12 protein-coding genes are annotated in these 11,669 nt (G+C 64.7%); 11 read left to right on the top strand and 1 reads right to left on the bottom strand.

Going from position 1 to position 11,669, the window contains the following annotated elements; all coding sequences use genetic code 11:
- Nucleotides 1-71: 71 nt before the first annotated feature.
- Entirely contained in the window at nucleotides 72-1,172 is a 1,101-nt protein-coding gene (locus QQK18_RS15240) for a ribonucleotide-diphosphate reductase subunit beta (protein ID WP_284341210.1), read from the top strand.
- Nucleotides 1,173-1,194: 22 nt separating this feature from the next.
- Here QQK18_RS15240 and QQK18_RS15235 read toward each other — a convergent pair whose 3' ends face one another.
- On the bottom strand, nucleotides 1,195-1,557 hold the full coding sequence (locus QQK18_RS15235; RefSeq protein ID WP_284341209.1) for an SPW repeat domain-containing protein: 363 nt from the start codon (nucleotides 1,555-1,557) through the stop codon (nucleotides 1,195-1,197).
- A 276-nt stretch (nucleotides 1,558-1,833) separates the two neighbouring features.
- On the opposite strand from QQK18_RS15235, the gene QQK18_RS15230 reads away from it, so the two are divergent.
- The 10 genes from QQK18_RS15230 (at nucleotide 1,834) to QQK18_RS15185 (ending at nucleotide 11,667) form a co-directional block, all read left to right on the top strand.
- Nucleotides 1,834-2,811 (top strand): TRAP transporter substrate-binding protein, encoded by a 978-nt coding sequence (locus QQK18_RS15230; RefSeq protein WP_284341208.1) that lies wholly within the window; start codon nucleotides 1,834-1,836, stop codon nucleotides 2,809-2,811.
- A 126-nt stretch (nucleotides 2,812-2,937) separates the two neighbouring features.
- On the top strand, nucleotides 2,938-3,486 hold the full coding sequence (locus QQK18_RS15225) for a TRAP transporter small permease (protein WP_284341207.1): 549 nt from the start codon (nucleotides 2,938-2,940) through the stop codon (nucleotides 3,484-3,486).
- A complete protein-coding gene (locus QQK18_RS15220; RefSeq protein WP_284341206.1) occupies nucleotides 3,486-4,778 on the top strand; it encodes a TRAP transporter large permease in 1,293 nt (430 codons plus the stop codon). The genes QQK18_RS15225 and QQK18_RS15220 overlap by 1 nt, the downstream gene beginning before the upstream one ends.
- Nucleotides 4,775-5,530, top strand: coding sequence for a FadR/GntR family transcriptional regulator (locus QQK18_RS15215; RefSeq protein WP_284341205.1), 756 nt, complete (start codon nucleotides 4,775-4,777; stop codon nucleotides 5,528-5,530). The genes QQK18_RS15220 and QQK18_RS15215 overlap by 4 nt, the downstream gene beginning before the upstream one ends.
- Nucleotides 5,531-5,546: 16 nt before the next feature.
- Nucleotides 5,547-6,389 carry a 5-dehydro-4-deoxy-D-glucuronate isomerase gene (kduI, locus tag QQK18_RS15210; protein ID WP_284341204.1) on the top strand — a complete coding sequence of 281 codons (843 nt, stop codon included), beginning with the start codon at nucleotides 5,547-5,549 and terminating at the stop codon, nucleotides 6,387-6,389.
- Nucleotides 6,389-7,153: a 2-dehydro-3-deoxy-D-gluconate 5-dehydrogenase KduD gene (gene kduD / locus QQK18_RS15205; protein WP_284341203.1), complete on the top strand. Its 765-nt coding sequence runs from the start codon at nucleotides 6,389-6,391 to the stop codon at nucleotides 7,151-7,153. The genes kduI and kduD overlap by 1 nt, the downstream gene beginning before the upstream one ends.
- A gap of 297 nt (nucleotides 7,154-7,450) precedes the next feature.
- On the top strand, nucleotides 7,451-8,311 hold the full coding sequence (locus tag QQK18_RS15200) for an aromatic ring-hydroxylating oxygenase subunit alpha (protein ID WP_284341202.1): 861 nt from the start codon (nucleotides 7,451-7,453) through the stop codon (nucleotides 8,309-8,311).
- Between the two features lie 199 nt (nucleotides 8,312-8,510).
- Nucleotides 8,511-10,232: a Rieske 2Fe-2S domain-containing protein gene (locus QQK18_RS15195; RefSeq protein ID WP_284341265.1), complete on the top strand. Its 1,722-nt coding sequence runs from the start codon at nucleotides 8,511-8,513 to the stop codon at nucleotides 10,230-10,232.
- Nucleotides 10,229-10,879: a glutathione S-transferase family protein gene (locus QQK18_RS15190; RefSeq protein WP_284341201.1), complete on the top strand. Its 651-nt coding sequence runs from the start codon at nucleotides 10,229-10,231 to the stop codon at nucleotides 10,877-10,879. The genes QQK18_RS15195 and QQK18_RS15190 overlap by 4 nt, the downstream gene beginning before the upstream one ends.
- The gene (locus tag QQK18_RS15185) at nucleotides 10,876-11,667 is read left to right on the top strand and encodes an AraC family transcriptional regulator (RefSeq protein ID WP_284341200.1); all 792 of its coding nucleotides are present in this window, start codon (nucleotides 10,876-10,878) and stop codon (nucleotides 11,665-11,667) included. Before QQK18_RS15190 ends, QQK18_RS15185 begins: the two co-directional genes overlap by 4 nt.
- Nucleotides 11,668-11,669: the final 2 nt, after the last annotated feature.

Here is an 11,669-nt window from a genome sequence, read left to right as displayed (position 1 = left end):
CTTCTCCCCTCGTGGGAGAAGGTGGCGCGCAGCGCCGGATGAGGGGGTCTTTCAACCGAAAGGAAACCACCATGTCGACCCTAGCTTGGGACGAAACAACCAACCACCCGAACCCCGCTGACGCTACCGGGCTCGGCGCCATCGAGCGCGGCGGGGCTCGCGTTTCGGTCTCGGACAAGGCGATGATCAACGCCCGTGCCGACGTCAACCAGCTGCTGCCGCTTAAATACAGATGGGCCTGGGAGAAATACCTTGCCGGCTGCAACAACCACTGGATGCCGACGGAAGTGTCGATGCAGGCCGATATCGCGCTGTGGAAATCAAAGGACGGGCTGACTGAGGACGAGCGCCGCATGATCAAGCGCAATCTCGGCTTCTTTGCCGCGTCCGAATCGCTGGTTGCCAACAACATCGTCCTTGCCATCTACCGGCACCTCACCAACCCGGAATGCCGGCAATACCTGTTGCGGCAGGCGTTCGAGGAGGCCGTGCACACCCATACCTTCCAGTACATCGTCGAGAGCCTCGGGCTCGACGAGGGCGAGCTCTTCAACATGTATCGGGAGGTGCCGTCGATCACCGACAAGGCCGCCTGGGCGCTCCGCCACACACAGAGCCTCGACGATCCGTCCTTCTCGACCGGCACGGTGGAAAAGGACCGGGCGTTCCTGCGCGACCTCGTTGCCTTCTACGTCGTTTTCGAGGGCATGTGGTTCTATACCGGTTTTGCCCAAATCCTCTCGCTCGGGCGGCGCAACAAGATGGTCGGCATCGCCGAGCAGTACCAATACATCCTGCGCGACGAGAGCCTGCACCTCAATTTCGGCATCGACGTCATCAACCAGATCAAGCACGAGAACCCGCGCCTGTGGACGTCCGAGTTCCAGGACGAGATCCGCGCCATGCTGCGTGCGGCCGCCGAGCTCGAGGCCGCCTACGGTCGTGACACCGTGCCCAACGGCTTTCTAGGCCTCAACGCGGCGCTTTGCGAGGAGTACATGCACTTCATCGCCAACCGCCGCTGTGCGCAACTCGGCCTGGAGCCGGTGTTTGCGCCGACCGAAAACCCGTTCCCCTGGATGAGCGAGATGATGGACCTCAAAAAAGAGAAGAACTTCTTCGAGAGCCGGGTGATCGAGTACCAGTCCGGCGGATCGCTGAGCTGGGACTAAGGGCGGCCGGGGTTTCGTGTGCTCAGCCGCTTTGGTCTGCCGACCGGGTCCTCGGTTGGGTCTGGGTTGTAAGGCTGGCCCCAATCTCGAGGATGCCGAAAATCAGGTGGGGCAGGAAGACCTCAGTCGAGAACCCGAACAGCCATGGCGAGGCGGCGAGAAAAAGGCCGCCGATGCCATCGAAAATGAGGTGCAGGCGCATCGGAATGACTCTGACGACGCCAAGCTCAAAGTCGGTAAAGAGGCTATAGACGATAACCGCTGCCCCAAGGATCATAGGCAGCCATTGTGCGATGCCGCCCGTCGCAAAGCCGAACAGGTAAGGCGCGAGAATGAGCACTATCCCGCCGACGTAGTCGCCGATGCCATGGAGGAAAGTTGACATGAACCGCATAATGCTCTGCCTTCCGGACGGACACTTGGCGAACGGATGGCGGGAAGCGTGGTTCCAAACCCGTTGTTAGAACCCCGCGCAATTCATCATACAACTTGCCGGCGTTTGTATGTTGACTTGCCGGGCGATCTTCCATACCAGATTCCTCCGGGCGCAACCTTTGACGTTCGCCCGCGCATCCGCCGCCAGCGGCGGATGCCTTGCGCCACACCGACCGGCCGGGAGAAAGTCCGCTCGCGGTGGCGCTCAAAAAGGGAGGATTCATTCATGTTGCATTTGCCGAAACTGGCGATGGGCGCACTCGTCGCCACGGCGCTTTCGATCGGGGCGGCCAGCGCCCAGACCGTTCTGCGCTCGTCCGATACGCATCCGGACGGCTATCCGACCGTCGAGGCGGTGAAGCGCTTCGGTGAGCTCGTTGCCGAGCGGACCGACGGGCGCTACTCGGTTGAGGTTTTCCACTCGGCCCAGCTCGGCGAAGAAGCCGACACCATCGAGCAGACGCGGTTTGGGGTCATCGATCTCAACCGCGTGTCGCTTGGGCCATTCAATGGCCTGGTTCCTGAAACCAAAATCCCCTCGCTTCCCTACATCTTCCGCTCGGTCGAGCACATGCGCAAGGTCATGGACGGGGAGATCGGCGACGAGATCCTTGCCGCTTTCGAGCCACATGGGCTCATCGGCCTGGCCTTCTACGACGGGGGCGCACGCTCGTTCTACAACAGCGAAAAGCCGATCGCGTCCATCGATGATCTTTCGGGACTGAAGTTCCGCGTCATGCAGTCGGACGTCTTCGTCGACATGGTCGAAGCGCTCGGCGCCGATGCGACGCCCATGCCCTATGGCGAGGTGTATTCGGCCATCGAGACCGGCGTCATCGACGGAGCCGAGAACAACTGGCCGAGCTATGAGACCTCAGGTCACGCCGAAGTCGCCAAGTACTACTCGCTCGACCAGCACCTCATCGTGCCGGAAGTCCTCGTCATGTCGAAGACAACCTGGGACACGATCTCGCCCGAGGACCAGGAGATCATCCGCCAAGCGGCCAAGGACAGCGTACCTTACCAGCGCGAGCTCTGGGATGCGCAGGAAGAGAAGTCCCGCGAGGCGGTGATCGCCGCCGGCAGCGAGATCACCGAGGTCGACAAGGCGCCGTTCATCGCCGCCATGGAGCCGATCTACGAGAAGTATGCCGATACGCCCGAGCTCAAGGATCTCGTGGCGCGCATCCAGGCGGTCGAATAATCCGCCGGGTCCCGGGGTGGAGTGATCCGCCCCGGGGCCGGCTCTGGATCCATTGAATTCTCGCGTTTTCAAACCGCGAAAGTGGTGTCCACTTGCTGAAAACGCGCTAGCCGGGGCAGCAAACCCATGTCGACATCCCGCAGCATCGACCGGCCGCTCGCCGCGGTTTCCCGTGCGCTCTCGGTGACCAGCCGCGTCGCCCTCTATCTCGCCGGCCTCGGCCTCGTCACCATGACCGCGGTCGTCGCCTGGCAGGTCTTTTCGCGTTACGTGCTCAACAATTCGCCGAGTTGGACAGAGGCAACCTCCATCCAGGTTATGAGCTGGTTCATCTTCCTCGGCGCTGCCGTCGGCGTGCGCGAGCGTTTCCACATGGGGTTCGACGTGCTGCTCTATGTCCTGCCGCCGAGCGCCAAGGTCTGGCTTCGGGGACTGGCCGACCTCGCGGTCTTTGCCTTCGGGGTGGGCATGGTCGGTTACGGACTCCAGCTCATCATCCAGACGTGGTCAGCGATCATTCCCGTCCTCGGGCTGCCAGGCGGCTTCAACTACATGCCGGTCACGACCGGAGGGCTCCTCATCTGCATCTTCACCCTCGAGCGGATAGTGCTGCGCCTTGCCGGCGTCGACGTCGACAGCGAGGCCGATGTCGCCCATGTCAGTGAGGCGCAGTGATGGAACTCGTTGTCCTCTTCGGCACCTTCATCGTCCTCATGCTGATCGGTACGCCGATCGCCTTCTGCCTCGGCATCTCGAGCTTTGCCACCGTCCTTTATCTGGGTATTCCGCCGCTCGTCGTCTTCCAGCGCCTGAACGCGGGCGTCTCGGTCTTCACCTTGATGGCGATCCCGTTCTTCATCTATGCCGGAGACCTGATGGTGCGCGGCGGCATCGCCTCGCGCATCGTGGCCTTCGCCGGCTCGCTCATCGGTCACGTGCGCGGCGGACTCGGGCAGGTCAATATCGCCGCCTCGACCCTTTTCGGCGGCATCTCGGGATCGGCGGTCGCCGAAGCGGCGGCCGTCGGCGGCATCATGATCCCGCAGATGCAACAGCGCGGCTACGACCCCGCCTACGCGGTCAACGTCACTTCGATGGCAGCGCTCATCGCACTTCTGCTGCCGCCCAGCCACAACATGATCATCTATTCGATCTCCGGGGGCGGTCGCATCTCCATCGCCGATCTCTTCACCGCCGGCATCATACCCGGGCTCCTGCTCGCCCTCGCGTTGATGATCACCGCATATTTCGTCGCCCGCAGGCGTGGCTATCCCACCGAGCCTTTTCCGGGCTTCCGAAGAACAGGCTGGTACTTCATTGTCGCCGTGCCAGGCCTTCTGCTCATCGCCATCATCTTCGGGGGCGTGCGTTCGGGCGTCTTTACCGCCACCGAAAGCTCGTGCATCGCCGTCCTCTACGCGCTGCTCGTGACGCTGCTCGTCTATCGCACCCTCGGCTGGCGCGCCTTCGTCGACGCCACGCTCGGGGCGGTGCGGACCACGGCCATGGTACTCATCATCATCGGCACGGCCGCCTCGTTCGGCTGGCTCATGGCCTTTCTCAGGGTGCCCGCGCATATGATCGCGGCCATGCAGACGATCTCGGACAATCCGCTCGTCGTCCTCATGCTGATCAATGTGCTGCTGCTGTTTCTGGGCACGTTCATGGACATGGCGCCGCTCATCATCATCACGACGCCCATCTTCCTTCCCGTCGTCGTTGCCTTCGGCGTCAATCCCATCCATTTCGGGGTGATCCTGATCCTCAATCTCGGCATCGGCCTCAACACGCCGCCGCTCGGGCCGGTGCAGTTCGTCGCCGCCGCGGTCGGGCGCATCTCCATCTGGCGCGCCATGCGCTCGATCTGGCCCTTCTACCTTGCCGGCATCATCGTCCTCATCCTCGTCACCTATATCCCGGCGCTTTCGCTCTGGCTGCCGTCGGTTTTCACACGGGTGCCGCGATGACCGTCGAAGCCGAAATCGACCGCATAGCGGTCCGCAAGCCCAAGCTCGCAGCTCTGGTCGTCAGCCAACTGCGCAAGCAGTTCGCTGCTGGCGAGTTTGCCCGTGGCGACAAGCTGCCGACGGAAAGCCAGTTGACCGCGCACTACAAGGTCAGCCGCACGGTTATCCGCGAGGCGATCGCCACGCTTGCCGCCGACGGGATCGTCGAAGCCCGACAGGGCGCGGGCGTTTTCGTCATCGCCAATCCCAACGCGGCCATTCGCTCCATCGGCGCGGAAACCGGCAATCGCATCTCGGACGCCATCAACGTTCTCGAGGTGCGTATGGGCATCGAGATCGAGAGCGCCGGCCTCGCAGCGATGCGCCGCACGAGTTCCCAGGATGCCGCCATCCATGAAGCCTATGGCGAGTTTGACCGGCTCCTCGACGTCGGGGTGCCCACCGGCAAGACGGATTTCGCCATTCACCGGGCCATTGCGGTGGCGACCAACAATCCCTTCTACGTCCAGGTGCTCGACGCGCTGGGCAGCCGTACCATCCCCTGCGACATCGCCTCGCCCTGGGGTACAGAAAGCGCATTGACCTACGACTATCAGGCCGGCCTGCAGGCCGAGCACTGGCAGATCGTCTCGGCCATCTCCCGGCAGGATGCGGACGCGGCCCGGAGGGCCATGCGCGAGCACCTGACGCGCAGTCAGGATCGCTACCGGCAGCGCCTCAAAGACCTGCGCGCCACCTCCCGCAACACGTGACAGTCAGGACTGCGTTATGACCACCGATTACGACATCCGCTTTGCCGTCGATCCGGCGAGCGCCGCCATGATGACCACGGGCGAACTGCGCGAGAATTTCCTCGTCGACGACCTGTTTGCGTCCGACCGCGTCAACTGGACCTATACCCATTACGACCGCATGGCGGTCGGCAGCGCCGTTCCGGTCGCCGGCCCCTTGGCGCTGGAGGCGATCAAGCCGACGGGCACCGCCAACTTCCTCGATCGGCGCGAGCTCATCGCCGTCAATATCGGCGGGGCCGGCACCATTAACGCCGACGGGTCGGCGTTCGACATGGCCGCACGCGACATGGCCTATGTCGGCATGGGCACGCGCGCGATATCGTTCGCTTCGGCCGATGCCGCCAATCCGGCCAAGTTCTATCTGTTGAGCGCCCCGGCGCACGCTACGCACGAAACCCGCCTCATCCGCATCGGGGAAGCGAAGCGTCTCGACCTCGGTGCGCGCGAAACCTGCAACGAGCGTTCGATCTTCCAGTTCATCCACGCGGAAGGGGCAAAGACCTGCCAGCTCGTCGTCGGCATGACGACCTTTGCGCCGGGCTCGGTGTGGAACACCATGCCCGCCCATGTCCACGACCGGCGCATGGAAGCTTATCTCTATTTCGACCTGCCGGCCGATGCCTTCGTCATCCACCTGATGGGCGAACCCGACGAGACGCGCCACATCGTCATGCGCAACGAGCAGGCGGTGATCTCGCCGCCCTGGTCGATCCACGCAGGTGCCGGCACCGCGGGCTACACGTTCATCTGGGCCATGGCCGGCGACAATGTCGACTACACCGATGTCGAGAAGGTCGAGATGAGCGCGCTTCTCTAATGGCAGATCTTTCCGCATTCAGCCTCGAAGGGAAAGCCGTCCTCGTCACCGGCGCCAATACGGGTATCGGGCAGGGCATCGCCCTTTCCCTCGCGCGTGCCGGCGGGCACGTGCTCGGCGCCGGCCGCTCCGCGATGGGCGAGACCGCGAGTCTCGTTGCCGGTCTCGGCGGGCGCTTCACTGCGCTCGAGGCCGATCTTTCGGTTGCGGCCGATGCCCAGGCGATGTTCGACGCCGCCTGGGAGGCGCATGGTCCCATCGACGGGCTCGTCAACAACGCCGGCATCATCCGCCGTGTCGACGCGCTCGACTTTTCCGAGGAGGACTGGGACAGCGTCATGGACGTCAACCTCAAGTCCCTGTTCTTCCTCTGCCAGGCTTTCGCCCGCCGCACCCTCGCCGCCGGCCGGCGCGGCAAGATCGTCAACATCGCCTCGATGCTGAGCTTCCAGGGCGGCATCCGTGTCGCTTCCTATACTGCGTCGAAGAGCGGCGTCCTCGGCGTCACCCGGCTTCTCGCCTGCGAATGGGCGGCGAGGGGCATCAACGTCAACGCCGTCGCGCCCGGCTACATCGAGACCAACAATACCCAGGCGCTGCGCGCTGATCCGGACCGCTCCGCCGCGATCCTTGCCCGCATTCCCGCCGGACGCTGGGGTGAACCCTCCGATATCGGTGATGCCGTCTCGTTCCTCCTTGCGCCTGCTTCCGACTATATGCATGGCGCGGTGGTGCCGGTCGATGGCGGGTGGCTGGCGCGGTAGGTGAAAGGCCGAGGCAGAAGGCCCCTCACCCCCCGCTACCCCCACTCCCCTCACCCTGTCCCTCTCCTCAGAGGGGCGAGGGGACCCTGTGGGTGCGCGTGATCCTAGCACGAGCACAACTCGAGTTCACCTCGCCCCTCTGGGGAGAGGTCGACGGCGGAGCCGGCGGGTGAGGGGCCTTCCAGCGTCTGGGCGACACACCCTCACCGTTGACCCGCACCCCCATGCATGAATAACTGCATGTTTGGCCGGTCATCGCGCCGGCCTCGGAATCACCTATTCGCCTGAGGCTCTCTCATGCCCATCGCGCCCAGCGCCGCCATTCTCGATGCCTGGCACGTCTTTTCGGCTGCCGCCGAGATCGGCCCCGGTCCCTACCGCTCGACGCTGCTGCTCGACACGCGCCTCGACTATCGGCGCGGGACCAATGGCGAGGTCGAGGTGCGCCGGCGCGATACCGGCGCGGCTCTTCTGGTCATCGAGCGCTACGGTTTTGCCTGGACGAGCCTCGGCAGTCCGCCCGACGATCTGTTTTCCATCCCGGAGTTCTACGAACCCGACCGCAAGAACATGAGCTGCGGCTCACTGGGCGTGAACGTCTCGGCCCCGCGCGCCGTCGAGAACTTCCTCGACATGGGGCACTTCCCCTATGTCCATACGGGGATCCTCGGCGAAGAGCCGCACACGGAAGTCAAGGAATACGATGTCGAGATCTCCTATGAGCGCGACGAGATCCTGGCCACCCGCTGTCGCTTCTATCAGCCGCGCGCGGCCCTTTCGGCCGACGAGGGACAGGATGTCGAGTATATCTACCGCGTGCCGCACCCCTATTGCTCGGTGCTCTACAAGTCGTGCCCGGCCGACGAGAGCCGGCTCGATGTGATCGGTATCTTCTGCCAGCCGATGACCGAAGAGACGATCCGCGCCCATCTCCTGCAGTCGATGATCGACGACGAGAACACCATCACGGCGATGCGCCGCTTCCAACAGACCATCTTCGGGCAGGACAAGCCCATCCTCGAGAACCAGTACCCGAAGAGGCTGCCGCTGGATCCGCGCGCCGAAACCCCGATCCGCGCCGACAAGTCAGCCATCGCCTACCGCCGGTGGCTGAGCCAGAAGGGCGTGAACTACGGCGTCATCCCGCAGGCGGCGTGAGGACGGCTTTGAACTTGAGCACTCACGGTAGAACCCCCCTTCCAGCCTCCCCCACAAGGGGGGAGGTGCCGCATTGTGCTTTTGACCCGATCCCGTCAAAGCCACGGGACCAGCACCTCCCCCCTTGTGGGGGAGGCCGGGAGGGGGGTGATCCCGCCCGCTTCGCACCTTTCGAGGCACCTGCCCCGTGACCCAGACCATGACCGACATCCGCCATCCCGCCTGGCACCCGATCGCCTCGAGCGAAGACCTGCCTTTCCGCCACGTCTATCACGGCCAACTGCTCGGCCAGGAATTCGCCGTGTGGCGGGCCGATGACGGCAACGTCAATGTCTGGGAGAACCGCTGCCTCCACCGGGGGGTCAGACTTTCCATCGGCCTCAACGAAGGTGCGGAACTGAAGTGCCAGTACCACGGCTGGCGCTATGCCAACCGTTCGGCGGGCTGCACCTATATTCCGGCCCATCCGGCCGATGCCCCGGCCCGGCGCATCACCAACCGCACCTTCCCGGCGGTCGAGAGCCTCGGCCTCGTCTGGTCGGCCATGGGCGATGTCACGCCCTTCGCGCCGCCGCTGCCCGAAGGTAACTGGATGCCGCTGCGCCCGCTCCCGGTCAACGCCCGCCCCGGCGCGGTTCTCGCCGCATTGACGGCGGCGCGCGAGGCGGAAAGCGACGTCGAGAGCCTGCCGCCACTCGGTGCGCGGCTCGTTCTCACCGGCGTCGACGGTCGGGCTGCCGTGTTCTTCGTGCAGCCGGTCGATTCCGGGCGGGCCGTCATCCGCGGCGTCGTGGAAGCGGAATCCTGGGATGACCAGCTTTCACTCCTGCGCCTCTTCAACGAGCGCCTTTCGACCCTGCGCCGGCAGGTTGAGGCCGAGATGGCGCTGGAAGAGGCGCCCGAGCCGCTGGTCCCTGTCTACGAGCCGGTCTCGCTCGAGCTCGCCACCATGCCGGATCTGCGTTTTGGCCGGCAAGCGAAGCTCAGGGTTCGCGTGGCGCGCAAGTGGCAGGCGGGGGCGGATGTGACGGGGCTGGAACTCGCCGCGCTCGAGGGGCACCTACCGACCTTCCAGCCGGGCGCGCATCTCGACCTCTTCCTGCCTAACGGGCTTATCCGGCAATATTCGATCACCAATGGTCCGGGCGAACTTCTGAGCTACACCGTCGGCGTCAAGCGTGAGCCGGACTCGCGCGGCGGGTCGGTCGCCATCGCCGACGAGCTGCGCGAGGGCGATGTCGTTGCCATTTCGGAACCGCGCAACAACTTCCCGCTGCGGCGCGACGCGACGAGAACGATCCTCATCGCCGGCGGTATCGGCATCACGCCGCTGCTGGCCATGGCCAAGACCCTTGCCTCCTCGCGGCTGCCGTTCGAGCTCCACGTCTTCGCCCGGTCACCCGAGCACGTCGCTTTCCCGGAGGCGCTCGACAAGCTGGGGGAGAGCGTTGTCCCGCATATCGGGCTCGATCCGGCCGGTACCGCAGCCGAAATCGAGCAGCTCGTCTCGGGCTATGGCTTTGCACGGCACCTCTACGTCTGCGGACCCGGCCCCATGCTCGATCTCGTACGGCGCCGCACCGCCGAAGCCGGCTGGCCGGAAGAGGCGGTGCATTTCGAGTATTTCAAGAATGTCAACGAGATCGATCTCTCCTCGACCTTCACCGTCGAGCTCGCCCGCTCGGCGCTGACGCTGGCCATTCCCTCGGGCAAGTCGATCCTCGAGGTCATGCGCGAGAATGGGGTGGATGCGCCGTCGTCCTGCGAACAGGGCGCGTGCGGCACGTGCCTGACCACGGTCCTCGAGGGCATCCCCGACCACCAGGACGTCTACCTCAACGACACCGAGCGGCGCTCCAACAGCTGCATGATGACCTGCGTGTCGCGCGCCAAATCCGACCGGCTGGTGCTCGACATATGATCACGCTCTACGACTTCGAGCTCTCGGGCAACTGCTACAAACTCCGACTGATGATGAGCATCCTGGGGGTCCGGTACGACATCGTGCCGGTCGATTTCTATCCCGGCCGCGAACACAAGTCGGACTGGTTCCTCAAGCTCAATCCGTTCGGCGAACTTCCGGTGCTGGTCGACGACGGCCTGGTGCTGCGCGACAGCCAGGCGATCCTCGTTTACCTGGCGCGCAAGTACGATACGACCGGCAAGTGGTTTCCGGTCGATGATCCGGCGCTCACGGCCGAGATCGAGATCTGGCACGATTTTGCCAATCGCATCACCGGCACCGCCTCGGCGGCACGGCTCACGATCACCATGAACTATGACTTCGACCTGGAGAAAGCCCAGTCGGGAGCGCACCAACTGTTCCGCACCATGGACGAACATTTGTGGTTCGCGGAAAGAGAGGGTCGGGAATGGCTGTGCAAGGCCGATCATCCGACGACCGCGGACATCGCCTGCTTTCCCTATACGGCGCTTTCCGAGGAAGGCGGCATTTCCCGCCAGGATTATCCGGCCATCCGCCGCTGGCTCGACCGCGTCCGCCGCATCGAAGGCTTCACCGCCATGTCCGGCGTCTTTCCGGCGAGCCGCGCGCGGGAGGCATCGTGACTGCCCGCGGGCAGTTTCGAGTTCTCTCAAGTGCCCTTGCCGGCATCCAAGTTGTCGCAGCCGATTCCGCCCAGGTGTTTGCCCGCCACACGCACGAGGCCTTCGGTATCGGAGTTGTCGAGCGCGGGGCGCAGAGATCCCTGAGCGGTCGGGGCACCGTCGAGGCCGGGGCAGGCGACGTCATTACCGTCAATCCGGGCGAAGTGCATGACGGCGCCCCGATCGGCGACGCCGGCCGTGCCTGGCGCATGCTCTATGTCGATCCGGAGGTAATCGCCGGGGCGGTCGCCGATATCGATCCGGCCGCCCGTGCCTTCGAGTTCCATGATCCCGTCCTCGCCGATCCGCGTGTGGTTGCGCGGGTTGCGCGGCTCCTATCCACCATCGCCGATCCGGGGAGCGAGGCCGCGTTGCTGGCGCTCGTTGGCGACATCCTGCGCCGGCAGACGGGGCAGGGGCTCGGCACCCGCTCTCTGGCAAGCATCGCCGCTGCCCGCGGCCGCATCGATGACGATCCGGCCGCTGCGGTGTCGCTCGCCGAGCTCGCGCGAACTGCCGGTGTTACCCGCTTCCAGCTCCTACGCGCCTTCGCTCGGGAGACGGGGCTCACCCCGCACGCCTACCAGGTGCAGCGCCGCATCGATCTCGTCCGCCGCCTGATCGCCCGGCGCATGCCGCTCGCCGAGGCGGCGTCGACCGCCGGCTTTGCCGACCAGAGCCATATGACGCGAGCATTCGTGCGCAGATACGGGTTGACGCCGGGAGCCTACGCAGCCGCCCGCGTTTAGTA

This window comes from Devosia nitrariae (assembly GCF_030160115.1).
GTDB classification, from domain to species: Bacteria; Pseudomonadota; Alphaproteobacteria; order Rhizobiales; family Devosiaceae; genus Devosia; species Devosia nitrariae.
The sequence above is the reverse complement of the archived record's forward strand: the minus strand, read 5'-3'. Positions and strand labels throughout refer to the sequence as shown.

Bases quoted from the DNA above. Each gene is read 5' to 3' on its own strand.
- QQK18_RS15240 (WP_284341210.1), top strand. From the start codon at position 72: ATGTCGACCCTAGCTTGGGACGAAACAACCAACCACCCGAACCCCGCT.
- QQK18_RS15235 (WP_284341209.1), bottom strand. From the start codon at position 1,557: ATGTCAACTTTCCTCCATGGCATCGGCGACTACGTCGGCGGGATAGTG.
- QQK18_RS15230 (WP_284341208.1), top strand. From the start codon at position 1,834: ATGTTGCATTTGCCGAAACTGGCGATGGGCGCACTCGTCGCCACGGCG.
- QQK18_RS15225 (WP_284341207.1), top strand. From the start codon at position 2,938: ATGTCGACATCCCGCAGCATCGACCGGCCGCTCGCCGCGGTTTCCCGT.
- QQK18_RS15220 (WP_284341206.1), top strand. From the start codon at position 3,486: ATGGAACTCGTTGTCCTCTTCGGCACCTTCATCGTCCTCATGCTGATC.
- QQK18_RS15215 (WP_284341205.1), top strand. From the start codon at position 4,775: ATGACCGTCGAAGCCGAAATCGACCGCATAGCGGTCCGCAAGCCCAAG.
- kduI (WP_284341204.1), top strand. From the start codon at position 5,547: ATGACCACCGATTACGACATCCGCTTTGCCGTCGATCCGGCGAGCGCC.
- kduD (WP_284341203.1), top strand. From the start codon at position 6,389: ATGGCAGATCTTTCCGCATTCAGCCTCGAAGGGAAAGCCGTCCTCGTC.
- QQK18_RS15200 (WP_284341202.1), top strand. From the start codon at position 7,451: ATGCCCATCGCGCCCAGCGCCGCCATTCTCGATGCCTGGCACGTCTTT.
- QQK18_RS15195 (WP_284341265.1), top strand. From the start codon at position 8,511: ATGACCGACATCCGCCATCCCGCCTGGCACCCGATCGCCTCGAGCGAA.
- QQK18_RS15190 (WP_284341201.1), top strand. From the start codon at position 10,229: ATGATCACGCTCTACGACTTCGAGCTCTCGGGCAACTGCTACAAACTC.